The organism is Hansschlegelia sp., from assembly GCF_035538955.1.
Lineage (GTDB): Bacteria > Pseudomonadota > Alphaproteobacteria > Rhizobiales > Methylopilaceae > Methylopila.
In genome coordinates this window covers 117,495-141,793 of the sequence record NZ_DATLJK010000017.1, presented here as the reverse complement: position 1 = coordinate 141,793, position 24,299 = coordinate 117,495, and the positions used below count along the sequence as shown (strand labels likewise).

General features: G+C 71.3%; 21 protein-coding genes. 17 read left to right on the top strand and 4 right to left on the bottom strand.

The window, feature by feature from the left end; genetic code table 11:
* The first annotated feature begins 31 nt into the window (after positions 1-31).
* The 4 genes from VM780_RS16675 (at position 32) to VM780_RS16660 (ending at position 3,628) form a co-directional block, all read left to right on the top strand.
* A complete protein-coding gene (locus VM780_RS16675; RefSeq protein ID WP_325449380.1) occupies positions 32-1,159 on the top strand; it encodes a PA0069 family radical SAM protein in 1,128 nt (375 codons plus the stop codon).
* Positions 1,160-1,235: 76 nt separating this feature from the next.
* The gene (locus tag VM780_RS16670) at positions 1,236-1,667 is read left to right on the top strand and encodes a VOC family protein (protein WP_325449378.1); all 432 of its coding nucleotides are present in this window, start codon (positions 1,236-1,238) and stop codon (positions 1,665-1,667) included.
* 87 nt (positions 1,668-1,754) lie between these two features.
* Positions 1,755-2,405, top strand: a complete 651-nt coding sequence (locus VM780_RS16665) for a ribonuclease HII (protein WP_325449376.1) — start codon at positions 1,755-1,757, stop codon at positions 2,403-2,405.
* 89 nt (positions 2,406-2,494) lie between these two features.
* Complete coding sequence (locus tag VM780_RS16660) at positions 2,495-3,628, top strand: site-specific DNA-methyltransferase (protein ID WP_325449374.1); 1,134 nt, start codon at positions 2,495-2,497, stop codon at positions 3,626-3,628.
* On the opposite strand, the gene VM780_RS16655 is transcribed toward VM780_RS16660, so the two are convergent.
* A complete protein-coding gene (locus VM780_RS16655; RefSeq protein ID WP_325449372.1) occupies positions 3,597-4,778 on the bottom strand; it encodes an MFS transporter in 1,182 nt (393 codons plus the stop codon). The genes VM780_RS16660 and VM780_RS16655 overlap by 32 nt on opposite strands.
* Positions 4,775-5,863, bottom strand: coding sequence for an A/G-specific adenine glycosylase (mutY, locus tag VM780_RS16650; RefSeq protein WP_325449370.1), 1,089 nt, complete (start codon positions 5,861-5,863; stop codon positions 4,775-4,777). Before mutY ends, VM780_RS16655 begins: the two co-directional genes overlap by 4 nt.
* 67 nt (positions 5,864-5,930) lie before the next feature.
* Here mutY and VM780_RS16645 point away from each other — a divergent pair, with 67 nt between their 5' ends.
* The 8 genes from VM780_RS16645 (at position 5,931) to VM780_RS16610 (ending at position 13,555) form a co-directional block, all read left to right on the top strand.
* Positions 5,931-6,437, top strand: a complete 507-nt coding sequence (locus VM780_RS16645) for a DUF721 domain-containing protein (protein ID WP_325449368.1) — start codon at positions 5,931-5,933, stop codon at positions 6,435-6,437.
* 121 nt (positions 6,438-6,558) lie between these two features.
* The gene (locus tag VM780_RS16640; protein ID WP_414652840.1) at positions 6,559-7,221 is read left to right on the top strand and encodes a DsbA family protein; all 663 of its coding nucleotides are present in this window, start codon (positions 6,559-6,561) and stop codon (positions 7,219-7,221) included.
* A 72-nt stretch (positions 7,222-7,293) separates the two neighbouring features.
* Positions 7,294-10,731 (top strand): chromosome segregation SMC family protein, encoded by a 3,438-nt coding sequence (locus VM780_RS16635; RefSeq protein ID WP_325449364.1) that lies wholly within the window; start codon positions 7,294-7,296, stop codon positions 10,729-10,731.
* A 179-nt stretch (positions 10,732-10,910) separates the two neighbouring features.
* Complete coding sequence (locus VM780_RS16630) at positions 10,911-11,264, top strand: AtpZ/AtpI family protein (RefSeq protein ID WP_325449362.1); 354 nt, start codon at positions 10,911-10,913, stop codon at positions 11,262-11,264.
* Positions 11,265-11,340: 76 nt separating this feature from the next.
* The gene (locus tag VM780_RS16625) at positions 11,341-12,087 is read left to right on the top strand and encodes a F0F1 ATP synthase subunit A (protein WP_325449360.1); all 747 of its coding nucleotides are present in this window, start codon (positions 11,341-11,343) and stop codon (positions 12,085-12,087) included.
* 74 nt (positions 12,088-12,161) lie between these two features.
* Positions 12,162-12,386: a F0F1 ATP synthase subunit C gene (locus VM780_RS16620; protein ID WP_325449358.1), complete on the top strand. Its 225-nt coding sequence runs from the start codon at positions 12,162-12,164 to the stop codon at positions 12,384-12,386.
* 60 nt (positions 12,387-12,446) lie between these two features.
* Positions 12,447-13,061: a F0F1 ATP synthase subunit B' gene (locus tag VM780_RS16615; RefSeq protein ID WP_325449356.1), complete on the top strand. Its 615-nt coding sequence runs from the start codon at positions 12,447-12,449 to the stop codon at positions 13,059-13,061.
* Positions 13,062-13,072: 11 nt separating this feature from the next.
* The gene (locus VM780_RS16610; RefSeq protein WP_325449354.1) at positions 13,073-13,555 is read left to right on the top strand and encodes an ATP F0F1 synthase subunit B; all 483 of its coding nucleotides are present in this window, start codon (positions 13,073-13,075) and stop codon (positions 13,553-13,555) included.
* An 82-nt stretch (positions 13,556-13,637) separates the two neighbouring features.
* Here the strand turns inward: VM780_RS16610 and VM780_RS16605 are convergent, their stop codons facing one another.
* The gene (locus VM780_RS16605; protein ID WP_325449353.1) at positions 13,638-14,558 is read right to left on the bottom strand and encodes a hypothetical protein; all 921 of its coding nucleotides are present in this window, start codon (positions 14,556-14,558) and stop codon (positions 13,638-13,640) included.
* Positions 14,559-14,698: 140 nt separating this feature from the next.
* Complete coding sequence (locus tag VM780_RS16600; protein WP_414652839.1) at positions 14,699-16,498, bottom strand: M3 family oligoendopeptidase; 1,800 nt, start codon at positions 16,496-16,498, stop codon at positions 14,699-14,701.
* Between the two features lie 176 nt (positions 16,499-16,674).
* Between VM780_RS16600 and VM780_RS16595 the strand changes: the two genes are divergently transcribed.
* The 5 genes from VM780_RS16595 (at position 16,675) to VM780_RS16575 (ending at position 24,257) form a co-directional block, all read left to right on the top strand.
* On the top strand, positions 16,675-18,165 hold the full coding sequence (locus VM780_RS16595) for a sigma-54 dependent transcriptional regulator (RefSeq protein WP_325449350.1): 1,491 nt from the start codon (positions 16,675-16,677) through the stop codon (positions 18,163-18,165).
* A 77-nt stretch (positions 18,166-18,242) separates the two neighbouring features.
* Positions 18,243-20,177 carry a L,D-transpeptidase family protein gene (locus VM780_RS16590; protein ID WP_325449348.1) on the top strand — a complete coding sequence of 645 codons (1,935 nt, stop codon included), beginning with the start codon at positions 18,243-18,245 and terminating at the stop codon, positions 20,175-20,177.
* Between the two features lie 241 nt (positions 20,178-20,418).
* Positions 20,419-22,305, top strand: coding sequence for a DUF882 domain-containing protein (locus tag VM780_RS16585; RefSeq protein ID WP_325449346.1), 1,887 nt, complete (start codon positions 20,419-20,421; stop codon positions 22,303-22,305).
* 179 nt (positions 22,306-22,484) lie between these two features.
* Complete coding sequence (locus VM780_RS16580) at positions 22,485-23,636, top strand: transporter substrate-binding domain-containing protein (protein WP_325449712.1); 1,152 nt, start codon at positions 22,485-22,487, stop codon at positions 23,634-23,636.
* A gap of 12 nt (positions 23,637-23,648) precedes the next feature.
* Entirely contained in the window at positions 23,649-24,257 is a 609-nt protein-coding gene (locus tag VM780_RS16575; RefSeq protein WP_325449344.1) for an ANTAR domain-containing response regulator, read from the top strand.
* Positions 24,258-24,299 lie beyond the last annotated feature (42 nt).

The following is a 24,299-nucleotide window of genomic DNA, read 5'->3' as shown; positions in this document are numbered from 1 at the left end:
TTTGTTCGCAGACCGCGATTACTGTCGCGGTATGGCACAGCCCGCTCTCCGCCTTTCCTCCTTCGTTGAGCCCGTCGCGAACGATGAGCGTCGGCGGCGCGGCCGCGGCGCCGCCAGCAATGCGAGCGGCCGGTTCGAGCCCCTGGAGCGCGTCGAGGAGGATGACGGCTGGGACAGCGCAGGCGACCTGCCGCCGTTCCGGACCGAGGTCGCGCTCGAGACGGCGCGCACCGCCATCACCCGCAACAACTCCCCCGACATCGGCTTCGACCGCTCGATCAACGCCTATCGGGGCTGCGAGCATGGCTGCATCTACTGCTTCGCGCGGCCGAGCCACGCCTATCTGGGGCTGTCGCCCGGCCTCGACTTCGAAACCAAGCTGACCGCGAAGCCGAACGTGGCGGAGCTTCTGCGCCGCGAGCTGGCGGCGCCGTCCTACAAGCCGCGCACCATGGCGCTCGGGACCAACACCGATCCCTACCAGCCGATCGAGAAGACCTACCGGCTGACGCGCAAGATCCTCGAGGTGCTGGAGGAGACCCGCCACCCGGTGGGCATCGTCACCAAATCGGCGCTCGTGCTGCGCGACCTCGACATCCTCTCCCGCATGGCCGCGCAGGGGCTGGCCAAGGTGGCGATCTCGCTGACGACGCTCGACGCCACGCTCGCCCGCCAGATGGAGCCGCGCGCGGCCTCGCCCTCGCGGCGGCTCGCCACCATCGCGGCGCTGAAGGAGGCCGGCGTGCCGGTCGCGGTGCTGACGGCGCCGATCATCCCGGCGCTCAACGACCACGAGATCGACCGGCTGCTGGAATCCGCCGCGGCGGCCGGCGCCGAGGAGGCCGGCTACGTGCTGCTCAGGCTGCCGCACGAGATCAAGGAGCTGTTCTCCGAGTGGCTGCTGGAGCGCCACCCGGCCAAGATGCGCCGCATCCTCTCGCTGGTGCGCGAGACGCGCGGCGGAAAGCTCTATGACGCCGAGTGGGGCAAGCGCCAGAAAGGCGAAGGCGTCGTGGCCTGGACAATCGGGCGTCGCTTCGAGATGGCGGCTCGGCGGCTCGGGCTTGACCGCCGGCATCACAAGCTGAGGACCGATCTGTTCACGCCGCCGGAGCGCGAGCGCGCTGCAGGAAGCGGCGCGCAGCTGTCGCTCTTCTGAGATGTCCGCGGTCTCTCAGCAATTTCGCCATGATGAGCGGCGTTACTCGGCGTCCATGTCCGTCGAAAGGTCAGTCATGCCGGGGCCGTTGCGTCTGTCTCTTGTCACTCTCGGCGTCGAGGATCTCGGACGCTCGACATCGTTCTATGAGGCGCTCGGGCTCCAGCGGTCGCCGGCCAGCACAGACGAGGTCTCGTTTTTCGAGGCCGGCGGCGCGATCCTGTCGCTCTACGGTCGCGACGCGCTCGCGGCGGACGCCGGTCTCGATCTGGCCGGCCGGGGCCCCGGGGCCCAGACGCTCGCCTGGAATCTTGGCTCTTCGGCCGAGGTCGACAAGGCGATCGTGCGCATGGTCGCCGCAGGCGGCGGGCTGGTGAAGCCGGCCGAGAAGACGCCGTGGGGCGGCTATGTGGGCTATGTGGCGGACCCGGACGGCCACCTGTGGGAGATCGCGCATAACCCGTCATTCCCGCTTGGCGCGGACGGGCGCGCGCGCCTGCCGAGGTGAGCCGCCGCGTCAGGCGGCGCCGGCGAGGCAGACGGACGCCGCCGAATCAGGGATGATCAGCGGGCTGATCCTCTGCTTCGAGACCGCATGCCCGCCAAGCCCGCCACGTCCGGACCTGCGCCGAAAATCATCGCCTCGTTCCGGCGGGAGCGGGCGGCCATGAAAGCGGGCGCGCGGCTGGTCGCGGGCGTCGACGAGGCCGGGCGCGGCCCGCTCGCGGGCCCCGTGGTAGCGGCCGCCGTGGTGCTGAACCCGAAGAAGATCCCCGCCGGGCTCGCGGATTCCAAGATGCTCAACGCGGAGCGCCGCGAAGAGCTGTTCGTCGAGATCATGGCTACCGCGGAAGTCGCCTTCACGGCCGCCTCGACCGATCGGATCGAGCGGCTCAACATCCGCGGCGCGACCCTGTGGGCGATGTCACGGGCGGTCGCGAGCCTTTCGGTGCGGCCGGACCTCGCGCTGATCGACGGCCGCGACGCGCCGCCGGGGCTCGCCTGCGCGGCCGAGCCGGTGATCGGCGGCGACGCGCTGGTGCAGTCGATCGCCGCCGCCTCGATCGTCGCCAAGGTGGTGCGCGACCGGATGATGCGCCGGCTCGGCGAGTGCTTCCCGGTCTACGGCTTCGAGCGTCACATGGGCTATAGCACGCCCGAGCACATCGCCGCGTTGAGCGCGCACGGCCCCTGCGCGCATCACCGCCGCGGCTTCGCGCCGATCGCGGCGCTGCTTGCGGCTTAAGGGTTCGTTCACCGCGTTTCTGAACCCCGGCTTTACGTTACCGAACCGAGAATCCCGCCTGTCAGTAGCGTAACCCAGGCGGGTGATTCATGGCGTTCCAGCGTACCGGCGCAGCCCGCGCCGAGCGGCCCGAGGGCTCCGCCCTCCCCCTCGACACGATCCTGATCGGCGACTGCGTCGCCGAGCTCGAGAAGCTGCCCGCCAGCTCGGTCGACATGGTGTTCGCCGATCCGCCCTATAATCTGCAGCTGCAGGGCGCGCTTCACCGCCCCGACGACAGCCTGGTCGACGCCGTCACCGACTCTTGGGACCGGTTCGAGAGCTTTTCGGCCTATGACGCCTTCACGCGGGCCTGGCTGCTTGCGGTCCGGCGTGTGCTGAAGCCGTCCGGCACGCTGTGGGTGATCGGCAGCTACCACAACATCTTCCGCGTCGGCTCGGCGCTGCAGGACCTCGGCTACTGGATCCTGAACGACGTGGTGTGGCGCAAGGCGAACCCGATGCCGAACTTCCGCGGCCGGCGCTTCACCAATGCGCACGAGACGCTGATCTGGGCGGCGCGCGGCGCGGACGCCAAGGGCTACACCTTCAACTACGAGGCGCTGAAAGCCGGCAATGAGGATCTGCAGCCGCGCTCCGACTGGCTGATCCCGATCTGCTCGGGCGCCGAGCGGCTGAAGGGAGAGGACGGCCGCAAGGTCCATCCCACCCAGAAGCCCGAGGCGCTGCTCGCCCGTGTGCTGCTGTCGGCCACGAAACCGGGCGACGTGGTGCTCGACCCGTTCTTCGGCTCCGGCACGACCGGCGCGGTGGCGCGGCGGCTCGGCCGCCACTTCATCGGCGTCGAGCGCGACCGCGATTACGCCGCCGCCGCCGAGGCGCGGATCGCCGGCGTGACGCCGGAAGCCGAGGAGGCGCTGACCGCCGCCCCGGCGAAGCGCGACGCCGCGCGGGTCGCCTTCGCGACCGTGGTCGAGCGCGGCCTGGTCGCGCCCGGCGCCCGGCTGGTCGACGAGCGTGGCCGCCATGAGGCGGTGGTGCGCGCCGACGGCACGATCGCGCTCGGCTCGGTGATCGGCTCGATCCACCGCATCGGCGCGGTCGCGCAGGGCCGCGAGGCCTGCAACGGCTGGACCTTCTGGCATGTCGCGGAAGCCGGCCGGCTGACGCCGATCGACGCCTATCGCGAGGTCATCCGCGCCGAGGACCGGCTGGCGGGCTGAGCGCCGGTCGCGCGCCGAGCGCGACGATCGCTGCGGCGGCGACCAGGATGAGGAAGCCGGCGCGCAGCCCGAAGGCGTGCGACACGAAGCCGATCGCCGGCGGGCCCGCGAGGCCGCCGGCGTAGCCGACGGTCGCGATCATCGACAAAGCCGCGGCCGGCGCGACCCCCGGCACGCGGCCGGCGGCGGAAAACAGCGCCGGCACCACATTGGCGAAGCCGAGGCCCGCGAGCGCGAGGCCCGCATAGGCGACCCAGGCGTTCGGCGCCGCGACCACGAGCAGCAGCGCGAGCGCGGCGATCGCGCCCGAGATCCCCACCGTGAGGGCGGCCCCGAGGCGTTCCAGGATCCGGTCGCCGAACAGCCGGCCGAGGGTCATGGCGGCGGAAAACGCCGCGTAGCCGCTCGCCGCGATCGCGAGCGGCGCGCCTGCGGCGTCGCGCAGGAACACCGCGCTCCACTCCATCATCGCGCCCTCGCAGATGAAGGAGCAGAGCGCCAGCGCGCCGAGCCCGATCACGGCCGCGTTGGGCAGCCGGAAGGCCGGACCCTCGCCGAACGCCTCCGGCTCGGGCAGCGCGAGGCCGAAAGCCGCGATCAAGGCGACCGCCGCCAGCATCAGCGCCGCAAGCGGCATGCCGGGCGCGGCGCCGACGCCAAGCCAGATCAGCCCCGCGGCGGCCGCGCCGCCGCAAAGGCCGCCGATGCTGAAGAAGGCGTGGATCGACGACATGATCGGCCGTCCGAAGGCGCGCTCGACTGCGCCCGCATGGGCGTTCATGGCGATGTCGCAGACCCCGATCGACAGCCCGATCAGAAAGGCGCAGGCGGCGAGCGACGGCTGTGACGGCGCGAAGGGCGGCAGCGCGAGCGTCGCGGCGTAGACCGGCCCCGCCAAGGCGGTGACGCGGGTCGGCCCGTAGCGGTGCGCCAGGAAGCCCGCGAGCGGCATCGAGGCGATGGCGCCGAGCCCCATGCCGAGCAGCACCAGCCCGAGCTCGGCGTCGTTCAGCGCGAGCCCGGCCTTGAGCAGCGGGATGTAGGCGGCCCAGACGCCAAGCCCCGCGCCGGTGACGAAGAACACGGCCGTGACCGCCGTGCGGGCGCGCGAAACGTCCGCGCGGCCGCGCCGGAAGACCTGTTCGGTCACGCGCCGCCTCCGCGGCCCGCGCCGGCATGCGCCGCCACCTTGCGGAACACCGACGGCAGCGCCTCGCCGGCGAGCTCCGCGGCAGCCACCCAGCGCGCTCCCGCCGGCGCCGGCGTGCCGGCCGGCACCCGGGCGGCCAGCACCGCGAGCTCCAGCGCGAAATGGGTAAAGACGTGGGTGACGAGGCCGGGCGTTCTGCGCCATTGCGCGGCGAGCGGCGCCTCGGCCGCGAGTGCATCGACGGGCAGCGAAAGGTCGACGTCGGCGGCCCACCGGCCGGTCGGCGCCTCGGTCATGCCGCCGAGCAGGCCCTTTGGCGGGCGGCTGCGCAGCAGCGCGGCGCCGTCCGGCCGCTCCACCCAGAAGACGACGCCGCGGCGGGTCGGCCGCTCCGCCTTCGGAGCCTTGCGCGGAAACGTCTCCTGGGTTCCTGCGCGCCGCGCGGCGCAAGGCTCGCGCCAGGGACACAGCGCGCAGGCCGGCCGGCGCGGCGTGCAGATGGCGGCGCCGAGATCCATCATGGCCTGCGCGAAGTCGCCGGGACGCGTCGCGGGCGCCAGCAGACCCGTCAGCCGCCTGATCTCGGGCTTCGCCGCCGGCAGCGGCGTCTCGAGCGCGAACAGCCGCGTGACCACCCGCTCGACATTGCCGTCGACCACCGCCGCCGGCAGGTCGAAGGCGATCGCCGCAATCGCGGCCGCCGTGTAGGGCCCGACGCCCGGCAGCGCGAGCAGCTCGGCCTCGGAGGCAGGGAACCGCCCGCCATGCCGCGCCATGACGGCCTGCGCGCAGGCGTGCAGATTTCTGGCGCGGGAGTAGTAGCCGAGCCCGGCCCAGAGCCGCAGCACATCGTCGAGCGACGCCGCGGCGAGCGCGCCGACGTCGGGGAAGCGGTCGAGGAAACGCAGGAAGTACGGTCCCGCGGCCGTCACCGTGGTTTGCTGGAGCATGATCTCCGACAGCCACACGCGGTACGGATCCGCCCGCTCGTCCGGTTCCGCGCGCCATGGCAGCCGCCGGCGGTGGCGGTCATACCAGGCGAGCAGCGCGGCGGGATCGGGACGGGTTTCTGCGGCGACGGCCAAACTGTAAACTCGGAAACGACGCGGCCGGAGGTCGGCGCGCGATAAGCTTATCGAGCGCCGCTGCGTCATGCTCAAGCCGTCCCGCGCCAAGCTGCTCGCCGACCTGCTGCCGCAGGCGCTCGGGCCCGCGGCCGCCAAGCAGGGTTTTGCGGGCGCGGAGATCATGGCGCGCTGGGCGACCATCGTTGGGCCCGAGATCGCGGCCCGCGCGACGCCGCTGAAGCTCGCCGCGCCACGACCGCAAGGGCCAGACGCGCCCCCGGGGCAGTCGACCCTGCATCTGAGGGTCGAGGGCGCCTTCGCGCTCGAAATCCAGCACCGCGTTCCGGAGATACAGGAGCGGGTCAACGCCCATCTCGGCTGGGCCTGCGTCGGCTCGGTCAAGCTTCGGCAGGGATCCGGCCCCGCGGCGCGCGCGCCGCACAGGCCGCCCGCGCCGCCGCCCCCCGCGACCGAGGCGGAGACCGCACGGGTCCGCTCCGCCACGGCGCGGGTCGAGGAGGCGGAGCTCGCCGCCGCGCTCGACCGGCTCGGGATGGCGGCGCTCGCCAAATCACGCACGCGTGCGCGCTAGCCGCGCGGAGCCGCGCATTCTTGCTGGCGCCACATTCTCCTTGCGAATAAGCGAACTTGCCGCGACCTTGCGCGGCATCGCTCAGACCACGCCAAGTGGCTCGCAAAGGATGCGCCTCGTGATGCTGACCCGCCGCCGCCTTCTCGAGACCGCCGCCTATGCGGCCGCCGGCTTCGCGGCGCTGTCGCTCGCGCCGCGCTTCGGCTTCGTCGCGCCGGCCGCCGCCCAGGAGCCCGATCCGCAGGAGCTCGCGGTCGCGGGTCCGCTCGGCGACAAGGCGGAAGGCAAGGCGGACGCGCCGGTCACCATCATCGAATACGCCTCGATGACCTGCGGCCACTGCGCGCATTTCGCAGCGACGACCTATCCGAAGCTCAAGGAGAAATACATCGACACGGGCAAGGTGCGCTTCATCCTGCGCGAATTCCCGCTCGATCCGCTCGCAGCCGCCGGCTTCATGCTCGCCCGCTGCGCTGGCGACGACAAATTCTTCTCGGTGGTCGATCTGCTGTTCCGCGAACAGGCGAAGTGGGCCTATGCGGACAAGCCCGTCGAGGGTCTGCAGAACCTCGCCAAGCAGATCGGTTTCACACAGGACAGCTTTAAGGCGTGCTTGACGAATCAGGAGCTGCTCGACGGTGTGAATGCGGTCCGCCAACGCGGCGCCGAGAAGTTCGGGATCAACTCGACCCCGACCTTCTTCATCAACGGCAAGGCCTATCGCGGGGCGCTCGAATTTGCCGACCTCGAGAAGATCCTGCAGCCGCTGCTCGAAAAGGCCTGATCGCGCCCGGCTGACGGACGCGCGCGTCGGGACTGACGCGCGCGGCGCCCGAGCCTCCGCGGGCCGCCTGCCATGAACTTCACGCGGCTGCGCCTCGCAGGCTTCAAGACCTTTGTGGACGCGACCGACGCGCCGATCGAGCCGGGGCTGACCGGCGTCGTCGGCCCCAATGGCTGCGGCAAGTCCAACCTGCTCGAAGCGCTGCGCTGGGTGATGGGCGAGAGCTCGTTCAAGTCGCTGCGCGGCTCCGGCATGGAAGACGTGATCTTCGCCGGCAGCGGCGGCCGGCCGGCGCGCAACCACGCCGAGGTCATCCTCACCCTCGACAATTCCGCTCGGCTCGCGCCGGAGCCGTTCAACCAAGCGGCCGAGATCGAGGTCAGCCGCAAGATCTCCCGTGGGCTCGGCTCCACCTATCGAATCAACGGCCGCGAGGCGCGCGCCCGCGACGTGCAGCTGCTGTTCGCCGACGCCTCCTCCGGCGCGCGCTCGCCCGCGCTGGTCGGACAAGGCCGCGTCGGCGAGATCATCAACGCCCGGCCCGACCAGCGCCGGCGCATACTGGAGGAAGCCGCCGGGGTTTCGGGTCTGCACGCCCGCCGTCGCGAAGCCGAGGGCCGGCTCGAGGCCGCCGAGCAGAATCTCGCCCGCGTCGAGGACGTGCTTGGCCAGCTGTCCTCGCGCGCCGAGACGCTGCGGCGTCAGGCGCGCGGCGCTCAGCGTTACCGCCAGCTCACGGAGGAGATCCGCGCCGCCGAGGCGACGGCGCTGCTGCTCCGGCACGAGCAGGCGGCGGCCGGCGTGGCCGAGGCGGAGGCCGCCGAGGGCGCCGCGGCGGCCGTCGTGGCGCAGGCGATGCGCGCCCAGGGCGAGGCTGCCCGCGCCGAGGGCGTGGCGGCGCACGCGCTCGCGCCGGCGCGAACCGCTGCGGCGGAGGCGGACGCCGCGCTGCGCCGCCTGACCCAGGAGGCCGGCCAGCTCGAGGGCGAGGAAGCCCGCGCCCGGCAGCGTCTCGCCGAACTCGCCGCGCGGCTGACCCAGATCGAGGGCGATCTCGCCCGCGAGGAAGCGCTCGCCGCCGACGCCGCCGGCTCGCTCGACCGTGCGGAGCGCGCGCTTGCGGAGCTCGGGACGGTCGATCCGGAGACCGACGGCGCCGAGGCCCGCGAGAAGCTGGCGCAGGCGGACCGCGCGACCGCTGAAGCCGAGGCCGCGCTGGCGGCGGCGACGGAGGCGGCGGCGAGACGCGCCGCCGAGCGCCGGGACGCCGAGCGCCGGCGCGACGAAGCCGAGAGGCGCGCCGCGAACCTCTCGCGGGAGGCGGACCAGCTCGATCAGGAGAAGCAGCGTCTCGCGGCCGAGGCGGGGCGCGACGGCGACGTCGGCGAGCTCGCCGCCCGCGCCGAAGCCGCGAAGGCCCGGATGGCGGAGGCGGAAAAATCCGTCGAGGCCGCTGAGGCGGCCCATGCCGCGGCGCGCGCGCAGGAAAGCGCGGCCCGTGGACCGGCGGCGCAGGCGGCCGGCCGCGCCGATCGCGCGCAGACCGAGGCCCGCACGCTGCGCAAGCTGCTCACGATCGATTCGGCGCGGGCCTTTCCGCCCGTGGTCGACCTTCTGACGGTCTCGCCCGGCTACGAAACCGCGCTCGGCGCGGCGCTCGGCGACGATCTGGAAGCCTCCGTGGAGCCGTCCGCCCCGGCGCGCTGGCGCGTCGTTTCCCACGAGGGCGACCCGACCTTGCCCGATGAGGTCGAGCCGCTCGCCGGCCATGTCGCGGCGCCGGCGGAGCTCGCCCGCGGGCTGGCGCAAATCGGCATCGTGGCGCGCGCCGACGGCGCCCGGCTCCAGGCCCGGCTCGCGCCGGGCCAGCGGCTCGTCAGCCGCGAGGGCGATCTGTGGCGCTGGGACGGGCTGACGCTCGCCGCCGAGGCGCCGACGCCAGCCGCGCGCCGGCTGCAGGAGAAGAACCGCCTCGGGGAGGTCGAGCGCATTGCAGAAGCCGCGCGCGCCGAGGCCGAGCGGCTGCGGGCCGAGGCCGACGAGGCGCGCCGCCGGGCCGGCATGGCGGCGGATTTCGAACGCTCCGCCCGCGACGCCGCCAAGGCCGCTCGCCTCGCCTCCGAGGCGGCCCGGGAGGCGCACGCCGCCGCCGAGCGCGCGGCCGGAAAGGTCGCGGCGCGTCGTTCTGCGGTCGACGAAGCCGCCGGCCGGGTCGCCGCACAGCTCGCGGAGGCGCGCGAGACCGTCCGCGCCGCCGAGGCCGCACTGGCCGCCCTTCCCGCCGGGGGCGGCGCGGACGACCTCTCCGGGCTGCGGACCGCGGTCGAAGACGCTCGCCGGGACGCGGCCCGGATGCGGGCCGCCGTCGAGTCCCAGGCGGCCGAGCAGCGCCGCCGCGCCGCGCGCCGCGCCGAACTCGAAACCGAAATCGCGTCCTGGACCGCCCGGCGCGCCGGCGCAGCCGACCGGCTCGCCGCGCTTGCGTCCCGCAAGGCCGAGAGCGCCGCGGAGCGCAACGCCCTGCAGGACAGACCGGACGAGATCGCACAAGCGCGGATCAGATTGCGCGCCGCGCTCCAGGAGGCGCAGGCGCGCGCGCGCGCCGCCGGCGACGCGCTGGCCGCGGCCGAGACCGCGCATCGCGAGACCGACCGCGCGGCGCGCGCGGCGCTCGACCGGCTGTCGGAGGCGCGCGAGGCGACGGCCCGCGCTGGCGCCCGCTCGGAGGCGGCGCGTGAGAAGCAGGCGGCGGCTGCGGCGCGAATCATGGAGGCTCGCGGCCTTACTCCGCGGGAGCTCGCCGCCACGCTCGGCGATACGCCCCGCGAAGGCGTCGAGGCCGTCGAAGAACGCCTCGTCCGGGCCACCGCCGCGCGCGAGCGGCTCGGCCCGGTCAATCTGCGAGCCGAGGAGGATCTCGCCGAGGCGGAGGCGAGCCACGGCGCGCTGTCAGGCGAGCGCGCGGACCTGACCGAGGCGATCGCCCGGCTGCGCGCCGCGGTGCGCTCCCTCAACCAGGAGGGCCGCAGCCGCCTGCTCGCCGCGTTCGAACGGGTCGACGCACATTTCCGCGAGCTGTTCGTAAAGCTGTTCGAGGGCGGCGAGGCGCGGCTCGAGCTTGTCGAATCGGACGATCCGCTGGAGGCGGGGCTCGAGGTCATCGCCCGGCCGCCCGGCAAGAAGCCCCAGACGCTGTCGCTGCTGTCGGGCGGCGAACAGGCGCTGACCGCGCTTGCGCTGGTGTTCGCCGTCTTCCTGACGAATCCCGCGCCGGTGTGCGTTCTCGACGAGGTCGACGCCCCGCTCGACGACGCCAATGTCGGCCGCTTCTGCGCGCTGCTCGAGGAGATGACGCGCGCGACGACGACGCGATTCCTGGTCGTCACCCACAATCCGCTCACCATGGCGCGGATGGACCGGCTGCTCGGCGTCACCATGGCGGAGCGCGGCGTCAGCCAGCTAGTCTCCGTCGATCTGCAGACCGCGGCGGAACTCGCGGAAGCCGTGTAGTTCGCGATGCGATAGACTTGGGGCCTGTGAAGGACGCCGGCTCACGACCTGATTTCTTTTACAGATCAGCCGGTTACATCTTTGCGGCGGAACCTTGACAGGGTTGGGCCGAAAAAATAGGGTGCGCGCGGTTTTCGGGGGGGTCGGCCGCTCCGGGTGTCCGGCGAGGCTAGCGCGTAATGACGCAGAGCTCTGACGGAAAACCCGATCGGCCACATCCCGCAGGCGAAGGCGACCTGTCCGGGCGGCTCGATCGGCTCGGCAAGCAGCTGAAGCAGCGTTCCGAGACCGAGACGAAGGCGGAAGCCGGTGGGCGAATGGGGTCCATGGGCGGAGGTCTGGCGAACGCGCTCCGGCTGAGTTCGGAGTTCGTCGCGGGAGTTGTCGCCGGCGGCCTGATCGGCTGGGGCTTCGACCACTTCCTGGGCACTACGCCCTGGGGGCTGATCGTGTTCCTGCTGCTCGGCTTTGTCGCCGGGGTGCTGAACGTGATGCGCGCGGCGGGGCTCGCCCCCGGACCGCGCGCTGACTGACGAGGCGTTCCGCCTGCGGGCGGGCTAGAGAGGGCGGCGCGAAGGGGATTCGCGCCGGGACAGGGCAAAAGGGACGATGGCCGGCGACACCGATCCGATCCACCAGTTCCAGATCGTCCCGCTTGTCGGCGACGGGACCTTCGCCTTCACAAATTCCGCCTTCTATATGGGCCTGACCGTCGCGGTCATCACCGGCTTCCTGCTGCTCGCGACCTCGGCCCGCACGCTCGTGCCGGGGCGCTTCCAGTCGCTCGCCGAGCTGTCATACGAATTCGTCGCATCGACGGTGCACCAGACGGCGGGCCGCGAGGGGATGCGCTTCTTCCCCTACGTGTTCTCGCTGTTCATGTTCGTGCTGGTCTCGAACCTGATCGGTCTGATCCCGTACACCTTCACGGTGGCGAGCCACCTGATCGTCACCTTCGCGCTGGCGATGTCGGTGATCCTGACGGTCGTGATCTACGGCTTCATGAAGCACGGAACCGGCTTCCTGAAGCTGTTCGTGCCGCACGGCATCCCGGTCTACATCCTGCCGCTGGTCGTGATGATCGAAGTGATCTCCTTCATCTCTCGCCCGATCAGCCTCAGCGTCCGTCTGTTCGCCAACATGCTGGCCGGGCACATCACGCTGAAGGTGTTCGCTGGCTTCGTGACGATGCTGTCGGCGAGCCTCGGCGCGGCGGGCCTTGCGGTCGGCGTGCTGCCGCTCCTGATGGCCGTCGCGATCACCGGCCTGGAATTCCTGGTCGCTTTCCTGCAGGCCTACGTCTTCACGATCCTGACCTGCATCTACCTCAACGACGCCCTTCACCCCGGCCACTGAGCGCACTCCGCGCCGGCGGTCGGCGGACCACCCTCACCCCAATCCGCACGAACAAGACCCTAAGGAGCAGTTCCATGGAAGAGATGGGCAAGTACATCGGCGCTGGTCTCGCGACCATCGGCCTCGCGGGCGCCGGCGTCGGCGTCGGCCAGATCTTCGCGGCGTATCTCGCGGGCGCGCTGCGCAACCCGTCGGCCGCCGACGGCCAGTTCGCCCGCCTGATCTTCGGCTTCGCGGTGACGGAAGCGCTCGGCATCTTCTCGCTGCTCGTCGCGCTTCTCCTGCTGTTCGCCGTCTGATCAGCTGAAAGCGCTTGACGCGGGGCGGTCGTCGCCCCGCGCGGGCCTATGGAGACCGCGATGACCGAGACCGTGGGCCAGTCCGGCCACACGATCGTGCTCGCCCAGCAGACGCACGACGAGGCGACCCAGATCGTCGCCGGCACGGAAGCGCCTAGCGTTCAGCACGAGGCTGGGCACGGCGCGCCGTTCCCGCCGTTCAACACTGCGACGTTCCCGGGTCAGCTGCTGTGGCTCGCGATCTTCTTCGCTCTGCTGCTGTGGCTGATGAAGTCGGTGGCGCTGCCGCGGGTCCAGAACATCCTGGAAGGCCGCGCCGACCGCATTTCGTCCGATCTCGCCGAGGCCAACCGGCTGAAGGGCGAGACCGACGCGGCGATCGAATCGTACGAGAAGGCGCTCGCCACCGCCCGCGCGGAGGCCGGCCGCATAGCCGGCGAGATGCACGAGCGGATCGCCCGCGACGCCGAGGAGAAGCGCCGCCAGCTCGAGAGCGAGCTGAACGCGAAGCTCGCGGACGCCGATCGCCAGATCGCCGCCAGCAAGGCTGCGGCGCTTTCCAACGTGCGCGGCATCGCCGTCGAGGCGGGCTCCGCGATCGTGGAGCGTCTCACCGGCAGGGCCCCCGCCCGTCCCGAGATCGAGCAGGCGGTCGACGCCTCGCTCGCAGCCTGACGGAGATCATCATGGGCAGCGCAGAACTCTGGGTCGCCGTCTCCTTCGTGATCTTCATCGGCGTGCTGGTCTATGTCGGCGCGCCGGGCAAGATCTTCGCGGCGCTGGACGCGCGCTCGGCCAAGATCAAGGCCGAGCTCGACGAGGCGCGGGCGCTCCGTGAGGAGGCCCAGCGGCTCCTCGCGGACTACAAGCGCAAGCGTGAGGAGGCCGAACGCGAGGCTGAGGCGATCGTCGCCAACGCCCGCAAGGACGCCGAGATCTACGCCGCCGACGCCAAGGCGAAGGCGGAGGATTTCGTGGCCCGGCGCACCCGCGCGGCCGAGCAGAAGATCGCGCTCGCCGAGAGCCAGGCGGTCGCCGAGGTCCGCGCCGCCGCGGCCGACGCCGCCGTCGCCGCAGCCGAGCGGGTCCTCGCAAGCCAGGCCAAGGGCGAGCTGTCGGACCAGCTGTTCGACCGCGGCGTCAGCGAGCTCCGCACCAAGCTCAACTGACCGGGCTCATCACCTCCGACCTCTGATCAAGCCGCCTCCGGGCGGCTTTTTCGTGCGTCGCGTTCGGGCGGCGGGACAGGCCTCAGTTCGACTCCGCCGTGCGGATCGGCGTCGGCCTTGCTGCGACCTGCTGGCGCGCGGGCGCGGCCGGCTGAGTGGCCGCCGGCTGCTTCGCCGCCTGCCGCCTCTGCGCCGGCTGGCGCTGAGCAGCCTGTTGGGTTGTGGCCTGCGCCTGGGTCTTGCGCTCCGCCGCGTCCCGAGCGAGCCGCGAGAAATTGGTCTCCCCGCTCGCAGTCGCGCGCGTGGTCACCGGCGGGACCGGCGCGGCGCCGGCGGTTCCCACTCCGGGCGCCGGCGGTAGCGGCGGCGGGGCGGCGCGGGCGGTTCTGACGGCGCGCTTCACGGCCGCCTTGCGGACGGCCTTCGAGACGTCCTTTCTCGCGGACTGCCCGGCGGGATCGAACCCGACCACGACCATCCAGTCGCGATAGCCGCCGGGCGGAGGCGGCGGCAGCGAGACGTCGCTCTCCACATGGTTGAACGAGACCTTCTGCAGCCCGTTCGGCAGGGTCACCTTGAGCTTGATCTTGCGGGTCTCGACCGGCCGGCCCTCAGCGTCGCGCACCGAGACCTTGAGCGGCGCGTTGAACCAGCTCGGGCCCTTCTTGGAATCGCGCTCGCCCTCGCCGATCACCGCGACCTTCAGGATGGTCTCGGCGCCGAGATTGGCGCAGTCGCGCGCCAGCCCCTGCAGCGTCGCCTTGAAGCTGTCGTCGCGCGGCGGGAACGTGCCGGCCTTCGGCTCGACGGAAATCTGCGGGCACGACGGATCGGCGTCGGCCTTGGCCTGGACGCCGCCGGAGACCAGCGCGACGGCCTGCTCCTTCTCGACGTCCTGTCCGGCGGCGGCCGGAGCCGCGGCGTCCTGCGCTCCCGCGCCGCCCGAGGCGGCGAGCGTTGCGACAAGCGCGAGCGTTCCGCCCGCGCGAGAAAGATCAATCATCTGACAAACCCGCGATGCTGCCTGCCCCCGCATGCCCCGTTCATTCTTCGTGAACGAATCAGGCTGAATTGCGGAAAGGACGCAGTCAAGCGCCGCAGTGCGCGGCGCTTGAGGTTTTCGCGGGCCTCAGACGAGGGTCTTCAGTCCTCCATGGCCTCGAGTTCGGCGATCATGCGCTCGATCAGGCCGAGCCCGGTCTGCCAGAACGCCGGATCGCGCGCGTCCAGCCCGAAGGGCGCCAGCACCTCGGAATGGTGCTTCGTCCCGCCGGCCGAGAGCAGCGCGAAATAGCGCTCCGCAAAGCCGTCCGCGGCGTTCTCGTAGACCGCATAGAGGGAGTTCACGAGGCAGTCGCCGAACGCGTAGGCGTAGACGTAGAACGGCGAGTGGATGAAGTGCGGGATGTAGGTCCAGAACACCTCATAGCCGTCTTCCAGACGGATCGACGGCCCGAGGCTCTCGGCCTGCACCTCCATCCAGATCTCGTTGAGCCGCTCCGAGGTGAGCTCGCCCTTCCGACGCTCCTCATGGACCTTGCGCTCGAACGTGTAGAACGCGATCTGGCGCACCACCGTGTTCAGCATGTCCTCGACCTTGCCGGCGAGCATCGCCTTCCGCTGGGCGGGATCGGTGGTCTGCCTGAGCAGCGCCCGGAAGGTCAGCATCTCGCCGAACACTGAGGCGGTCTCCGCGAGGGTCAGCGGCGTCGGCGCCATCAGCGCGCCGTTGGGGGCCGCCAGCACCTGGTGGACGCCATGGCCGAGCTCATGCGCGAGCGTCATCACGTCGCGCGGGCGGCCGAGATAGTTCAGCAGCACGTAAGGATGCGCGGACGGCACCGTCGGATGCGCAAAGGCGCCCGGCGCCTTGCCGGGCCGGCTCGGCGCGTCGATCCAGCGCTCGTCGAAGAAACGGCGGGCGATGTCGGCCATCCGCGGCGCGAAGCCGCCATAGGCGTCGAGCACCGTCTTCTGCGCCTCGTCCCACGGAATCACGCGGCTCGGCACGGTCGGCAGCGGCGCGTTGCGGTCCCAGTAGTTCAGCGCGTCCATGCCGAACCACTTGGCCTTGAGCTTGTAGTAGCGGTGCGACAGGCGCGGATAGGCGGCCTGCACGGCCGAGACCAGCGCGTCCACGACCTCTCGCTCGACCCGGTTGGCTAGGTGCCGGCTGTCGGCGACGTCCTCGAAATGCCGCCAGCGGTCCGAGATTTCCTTGTCCTTGGCGAGCACGTTGGTGATCAGCGTGAAGGTGCGGAGATTGGCCGTGAAGGTCTTGGAGAGCGCCTTGGCGGCCTTCTCGCGCACCGCGCCGTCCGAATCCTGCAGCAGGTTGAGCGTCGGCTCGAGCGTCAGGGTCTCGCCGTCCACCTCGAAGCGCAGCGCCGCCATGGTGTCGTCGAACAGCCGGTTCCAGGCGCCGCGGCCGGTGACGGACTTCTCGTGGAACAGCTGCTCGACGCGGTCCTCGAGCTGGTGCGGCCGCTCCTTGCGGACGTCCTCGATGAACGGACGGTAGCGCGCGAGCCGCGGCTCCGACATCGCCTGTTCGAGCAGGCCGTCATCGAGCCGGTTCAGCTCGAGCGTAAAGAACAGCAGGTGCGACCAGACGTCGGTCAGCTTCTCCTGCACGTCGCCGTAGAACTTCGAGCCCTTCGGGTCGGCGGTGTTCTCCGAATAGACGAGGCTCGCGAAGGAGGCGATCCGCCCGGTGAGATCGTCGAGCGCCTCGTAGGCCTCGATCGCCTCGATCAGCCCGCCCGAGGTGGCGAGTCCGGCGAGCGCGCCCTTGTACTTGTCCTCGAAGGCGCGCGCGTCGGCGTCGGCGCGGGCGAGATCGGCGCTGAGTTCGGGCGCGTCGAGCCCGGAATAGAGATCGGCGAGATTCCATTCGGGCAAGGGCCCGAGAGCGGCGGCGGCGTCGGACAAGGGGCGGCTCATGATTGGCCGGCGCGGGACCGCGGCGGCGGGCGGGTTTCGGTGGCAGATATCGCAACGCGCCCCGGCGCGATCAACCGGAGGCGATCCGCGCGATCCACTTAAGCGCCCATTTACTGCGGCCGATCATGCTGGCGGAGCCTCGCGCACCTCCCGCAACGCCGGCCGAAAGGCTCTGAATGAGCGCCGTGATCCTCATTGTCGACGACGATCCGGTGCAGCGCCGCCTGCTCGAGGCGCAGCTTCGGAGATTCGGGCATGAGGCGCGGACGGCCGAGGACGGGGTGGCGGCGATCGAAGCCCTGACCACGCCGGGCGCGGCCTATGACCTGATGTTCCTCGACCTCGCGATGCCGGAGCTCGACGGACTCGGCGTGATGGCGCGCATGCGCGAACTCGGCGTCAGCGTCCCCACCATCGTGCAGACCGCGAACGGCTCGATCGAGGCGGTGGTCGGCGCGATGCGCGCCGGCGCGGTCGATTTCGTGGTCAAGCCGGTCGGCCCGGAGCGCCTCCAGGTCTCGATCCGCAACGCGCTGAGGACCGACGCGCTGCAAGGCGAGATCCGCCGCATCGGCAAGCGCGCCGCCGGCACCCTCACCTTCCGCGACCTGCCGACCCGCGTCCCCGTCATGGCCGACGCCATCCGGCTCGGCGAGCGCGCCGCCGCCTCCGCGATCCCGGTCCTGATCGAGGGCGAATCGGGCGTCGGCAAGGAGCTGTTCGCCCGCGCGATCGCCGGCGCCGGCGATCGCGCGGGAAAGCCGTTCGTGGCGGTGAATTGCGGCGCGATCCCGCAGAACCTCGTCGAGTCGATCCTGTTCGGCCATGAGCGCGGCGCCTTCACGGGCGCGACCGAGCGGCATGTCGGCAAATTCGTCGAGGCCGACGGCGGCACGCTGTTCCTGGACGAGATCGGCGAGCTGCCGGCCGACGCGCAGGTCAAGCTGCTGCGCGCGCTGCAGGAGGGCGAGGTCGACCCGGTCGGCTCGAAGCGCTCCGTGAAGGTGGATCTGCGGGTGATCTCGGCCACCAACCGCGATCTGTTCCAGCGGGTGCGCGAGGGGTCGTTCCGCGAGGACCTGTACTACCGGCTCAGCGTCTTCCCCATCAAGGTGCCGCCGCTGCGCGCCCGCCGCGCCGACCTGAGGGATCTCGCCCGCCGCTTCCTGGCGCGCTTCGCCGCCGAGGAGAGCCGCGCCGTCTCGGGCTTCGCGGGCTCCGCGCTCGCGCTGCTCGAACGCTATTCGTGGCCCGGCAACGTCCGGGAGCTCGAGAACGCCATCTTCCGCGCCGTGGTGCTGGCCGAGGACACCGAACTGCGCCCGGTCGACTTCCCGCAGATCGCGGCGGCGCTGGGCGAGACGCCGGAGGAGCTCGACGAGGAGCCTCGCCCTTCGCTCGCCCGCGACCTCGCCGAGCCCGAGCTCGAGCGCACGCTAGACGCGCCCGCGCTGCCGCTGTTTGCGACCGACGGGCGGCTGCGGCCGCTCGAAGCGCTCGAGGCGGACGCGATCAGATATGCGATCCGCCATCTCGGCGGGCAGATGACCGAGGTCGCGCGCCGGCTCGGGATCGGGCGCTCGACGCTCTATCGCCGCATCAAGGAGCTCGGCCTCGACGAGGAATGTGGCGGGCGCGACACGAAGGACGGCGAAGCCGTCGCCTGAACGAAACGTGTCCGTGCGCGTAGTTGAATAAGAAGGCGGCTGACTTCATCGTCGGGCCTTATCCAAGGACTGAGCCTATGACCGAGACTGCGATCACGCACACGCATAGGCTCTCGCCGCTCCGGCGATCGGCCGCCGCGCTGCTGCTTGGCGCCGCCGTCGCGGCGCTTGGCGCGGGAGCAGGCCGCGCCGAAACCGACGCCGCCGCCACTCTCGACGCGCTGACCGCGCCGGAGCCCACCGGATCGATCGACTCGGACGCGCCGGCCGCCAATGTGGCGCTGCCGCCGGAGCAGCCTGCCGCCGCCGCGCCAGCCGAGACCCCGGCTCCCGCGCCCGTCGAAACCGCCGCGCCGGCGCTCGCGCCGCTTCCGGCAGCCATCGCCGCGCTGCTGGCCGAGCAGGGACCGGCGGCGCGCCTGAAGATCACCGGTGACGACCGCGCCGCGCTCAAGGCGTTCTACGACGCCCGGCAGGGCGCGCCGCTCTGGTTCGGCGCCGGACGGTTCAGCCCGAAGGCGGAGGCCGCCAAGGCCCGCATCGCCGCGGCGGCGGATGACGGGCTCGACCCGAAGCGCTTCCGGCTGCCCGGCAGGCCCATCTCGGACGAGCCGCAGGCGATCGCGCGCGCCGACGTCGAGCTCTCGGCCGCAGCCCTCGACTACGCGCGCGAAGCCTGGGGCGGGCGGGTCGATCCGAACGTCATCAGCCGCAACATCGCGAGCCGCCCCGACCCGTTCGACGCCGGAGCCGCGCTCGCCTCGCTCGACGCCAGCCCGGACGTGACGGCCACGCTCGACGGCTTCAACCCGCCGCAGCCGCAGTTCCAGGCGCTGCGCAAGCTGCTCGTGGAAGCCCGCAAGGCTCAGACCGAGAAGATCGAAAAGCCGGAGGTGCCGTTCGGCAAGCTGCTGCGCCCCGGCGACGAGGATCCGCGGGTCCCGGCGCTGCGCGCGCGGCTCGGCCTTTCCGGGCCGGACGACGACTACCGCTATGACGACGCGCTGGCGGCGGCGGTCGCGAACTTCCAGACCGACCACAAGATCGGCTCGTCCGGCCTCGTCAACCGCGCGACGATCCGCGCGCTGAACGCCGGCGCGGAGCGCAAGGACGACGCCGAGCTGATCGCGATCAACATGGAGCGCTGGCGCTGGATGCCGCGCGATCTCGGCGCGACCCACGTGCTGGTCGACCTGCCGGCGTTCCGCCTCCACGTCGTCAAGGATGGCCAGGAGGTCTACGAGACGCGCGTCATCATCGGCAAGCCGACCAATCAGACGCCGGTGCTGTCGAGCGCGATCAACAACATCGTCGTCAACCCGTACTGGAACGTGCCGGTCTCGATTGCGCTCAAGGAGCTCTCGCAGGGCTCGCTGCGCGGCTTCGAGGTGGTCGACAGCAAGGGCCGCGTCGTGCCGCCCGGGGAAATCGACTGGGCGAGCGTCAAGGCGCACAAGCTGCGCATCCGCCAGCCGCCAGGCGAGCGCAATGCGCTCGGCCACATCAAGTTCCAATTCCAGAACCGGTTCGCCGTCTATCTGCACGACACGCCGAGCCGCAAGCTGTTCGGCAATGACTACCGGGCGCTCAGCCATGGCTGCGTGCGCGTCGACCAGCCGCTCGAATTCGCCGACGCGCTCTCCGGCGCGCAGGGTCTCAGCGGCGACAAGCTGAAGAAGATGATCGGCGGCAAGGAGCGCGGCCTGCCGCTGACCAATCCGGTGCCGGTGCATCTCACCTATTTCACCGCCTGGGTCGACGCCGACGGCCAGCTTGACCGGCGCAAGGACCTTTACGAACTCGACGGACGCATGGCGGCGGCGCTGCGCGGCGAGCAGCTCTCGCCGCCGCCGGTCGCGCCGCCGCCGGCGCTGCCGAAGATCGTCCGCGCCAAGCCGAAGCCTGCGCCCGAGGCCCAGGCGCAGGCCCAGGCGGCGGCGGTCCCGCCGCCCCAGGCGCGGCCGAATCCGTCCAACTGGCTGTCCCGTCTGTTCGGCGATTCGAGGTACTGACGCTCCGTCCAAATATGGCGAAAAGGAGAACGCTATCTCCTTTTTGCATCTCCCCGTAGATTTCACGCTGGCTTTTGCCGAAAGGCGAGGCTACGAAGTCACTGTTCGGGGGGTTCGGGGGTAGTTTCTGCGCGGTCAGTCACCGTCCATTAACCACCTCCGCTGAGACTTTGTTGATCAATCGGCCGGTCGGCGCGTCGCGTCGGCGGGATCGGGCGGTCTCTTAGGTCAGGACGGATCATTGCTGGACAACCATTCGTCGCGACGTCCCCGGAGGCGCTTCTTCTCACGCCGCGCCGGCGCCGTCCTCCTCGGCGCCCTGGCGGTGTTCGTGGGCTCGGAAGCGACCGAGAACGCCGTCGCCAATGGCGACACGCGGAGCCTGACGCTCTACCACACGCACCGTGGCGACTCGGTCACGGTGACGTTCAAGCGCAACGGCCGCTATGACGCGGACGGGCTGAGAAAACTAAGCTATTTCCTGCGCGACTGGCGCAACGACAAGCAGACGCGGATGGAGCCGCGGCTGTTCGACATCGTCTGGGAGGTCCACCGGCAGGTCGGCCACGGCGCGATGATCAACATCGTCTCGGCCTATCGCAGCCCCGAGACCAACGCCTATCTCCGCGCCCACAGCCGCGGCGTCGCGAAATTCAGCCAGCACATGCTGGGCCGCGCGATGGACTTCTACATCACAGGCGTTCCGGTCTCCTCCGTCCGCGAGGCCGGCATGCGGCTTCAGGCGGGCGGCGTCGGCTTCTATCCCACCTCCGGCCGGCCCTTCGTCCATCTCGACGCCGGCAATGTGCGCGCATGGCCGCGCATGACCCGCACCCAGCTCGTCAAGCTGTTTCCGGACGGCAAGACGGTTCATCTGCCGGCTGACGGCAGGCCGCTGCCCGGCTATCAGGTCGCGCTGGCAGAGCTGAAGTCGCGCGGCTCGATCTCGGTCGACTCCGCCTACGCCTCGAGCGGTTCGAGCGGCAAGAGCTTCTTCGCGCGGCTGTTCGGCGGCGGCGATGAGGGCGACGATGCGGAGGCGACGCCGACGGCGGTCGCTTCGGCTGCGCCCGCCAGGCTCGCCGCGTCATCTTCCGACGACGAGGAGGCCGCCGTTCGCCCGGTCAAGGTCGCGACGGTCCGCGTGCCGATGCCGATGGCGCGTCCGGCCGATCTCGTTCGGACCGCCCCGGAAGTCGCGGTCGCCTCCGCGGTTCCGGTCCCGCCCATCGCGCCGGCCCGGCGCGACATCCAGGTGGCGACCGCCTCGATACCGCTGCCGCCGGTGGCGCCGACGGTGGTCGGCGCAAAGCCCGTCCCGGTTCCGGCGCCGAATTACGAGCTGGCTTCGGCTGACCTGCCGGCCGCCGACGAGGGCCCGAACATGGCCTGGCGCGAGGGCGCGCAGGGGTCTCAGCGCGGCGCGGTCCAGGCCGCCGGCCCGGCGCTCGCCCTCGCCTCCTCGATCCCGACCCCGCGGCCGCGTCCGACGACGGAGAGCGCCGTTGCGGTGCTCGCCGCCCTGCCGACGCCGGGTCCGTCCGGCGAGAGCCGCCCGCGTCAGATCAATCCTCAGGTCGCGAGCGCCTATCAGGCCGAGGCGAGCACGTTCCCGCGTCTGCCGGAGGCGTTCACGGGCAAGAAGAGCTCGTCTGAGGGCGAGATGACGCTTGCTTATGCGTCGCCGAACGACGGCGGCGTTGCGGCGACCCGCGCGGCGGTCGCGCCGCAGACGGAAGTCACCGCCACGGCGCCGACCGACCCGAACGTCCGCGTCCTGTCGCCCTATGCGACGCCCGCCGCGGTCTATGCGGCCGCCACGGCCCCGCAGCGCCGGCGCGCGACGCTGCGCTCCGAGGGCATGGTGACGGCCCAAATGGACGCCGCCTCGCTGCGGGCCGCTGTCACCCCGGTGCCGGTCGACCGCGTGCCGGCGATGATCCATCCGGACCAGAACCATGTGGCCACGCTGATGGTCGCGCCGAGCGCCGCGCTTGTCGGCGGCTTCGGCTCCGATCCGACGCATGGCGCCCGCACCGACCGGTTCGCCGGCTCTTCGGTGATGCTGCTCAGGACGCAGTCCTTCCTGCCCACCGGCGGCTACGCGCAGGCGAGCTCGCACGGCTGACGCCCAAACGATCGGAACACAAAAAGCCCCGGCTCCGGCCGGGGTTTTTTTTGTGCCCGACCGGTCAGGGACAATCCGCCGCTTGAACGGCGGCGGCGGCCCGCTAGCGTGTGGCCGCCTCGTCCGGCGCCGAGCGCAGCGATCTTCGCCTCGGCGCCGAGCCCCCTCTTCCGGAGCGGATCGTGACCACCAAGCCCTGGCGCATCGGACTGCTGTTCTCGACGACCGGCGTCACCGCCAATGTCGAGCGCGCGCAGCTCAACGCCACGCTGCTGGCGATCGAGGAGATCAACGCCGCGGGCGGCGTTCATGGCCGCGAGATCGTCCCGGTCCATTATGACGGCGCCTCGAATCCACGGCAGTTCCGCGCGATCGCCGAGCGGCTGATCGAGGCAGACGGCGTCCGGCTGCTGTTCGGCTGCTACATGTCGAGCGTGCGCAAGGCGATCCTGCCGGTGATCGACGGTTTCCGCGGCGCGCTGTTCTACCCGACCTTCTACGAGGGCTTCGAGTACTCGCCGCAAACGATCTACACCGGCGCCGCGCCCAATCAGAACGCCTTCCAGCTCGCCAAATACATCCTGGCGAAGCACGGCCAGCGGGTGCTGTTCGTCGGCTCGAACTATGTCTATCCGTACGAGATCAACCGCATCATGAACGACTTCGTGGTGCAGTCCCGCGGCAAGGTGGTGGACGAGCTCTACATCCCGCTCGACGCCGGCGCGGAGGACATCGACCGCGCGCTGAAGAAGATCCGCAAGACCAGCCCCGACGTGGTGTTCTCGACGGTCGTCGGCCAGGCGACCGCGCCGTTCTACGAGGCCTATGCGGACGCCGGCTTCGCGCCCGCGATCCCGATCGCAAGCCTGACGACCTCCGAGGCCGACATCGCCGAGATGCATCCGGGCGTCGCGGAAGGCCACATCTCGGCCGCGACCTTCTTCGCCACGCTGGGCGCGCCCGCGGCGCGGCGCTTCACCGCCGCCTTCCGCCGCCGCTTCGGCGAGGACGCGCCGATCCCTTCGGCCGCGGAAGCCGCCTATTTCCAGATGCACCTTGCGGCCGCGGCGCTTGCGCGCGCTGGCGCGGACGATCCGAAGCGCGTCATCGCCGAGGTGACGGAGATCGAGTTCGACGCGCCGCAGGGCCGCGTGCGGGTCGACCCCGACAACCACCACACCTATGTCTGGCCGCGCGTCGCGCGGCTCGACGCGCAGGGCCGCTTCCAGATCATCTGGAACCCAGGCGTGCGGCTGAAGCCCGATCCCTATTGCGTCACGCAGAGCCTCGACGACTGGTCCGCGGACTTCGTCGACGCGCCGGCCTCCTGAGCGGGCCGGGCGATGAGCATCCAGATCCTCCGCGACATTCGCGGGCTCCGCGTCCAGGTGATCCACGCCAATGACGCCGAAGGCCAGCAGCTCGTCGAGCATCTGAAGCGCATCGGCTGTTTCGTCGAGACCGCATGGCCCGCGCCCGAAGCCTATGCGGAGACCGCCGATCTCGTGCTGCTCTCGGTCGACCAGGAGGACCGCGACGCGCTGCAGAAGCTGTTTCGGTCGCGCTCGGACAGGAGCCCGACGGTGATCGCGATCGTCGGCTACGAAAATCCTTCGACGCTGGCGCTGGTGCTCGAAAGCGGCGCGCTCGCCGTGGTGGAGCGCCCCATCAAGCCGTTCGGCCTGCTGACCCAGATCGCGCTCGCGCGCAGCCTGTGGACCGAACGCCGCGCCCAGACGCGGCGGGTGCGCAAGCTCGAGCGCAAGCTGACCGGCATCCAGGAGATTCAGAAGGCCAAGACGATCCTGATGTCGAGCCACGGCCTCTCCGAGGAGGAGGCCTATGGCTCGATCCGCCGGCAGGCGATGGCGAAGCGCGTCTCGATGGAGGAGATGGCGACGGCGATCATCCGCGCGAGCGAGCTCTTGAACTTCCGTCCGGATGATGCTTAGCTGACGCCTAGACGCCGCCGCTAACCAGCGGCCGACGTTTCT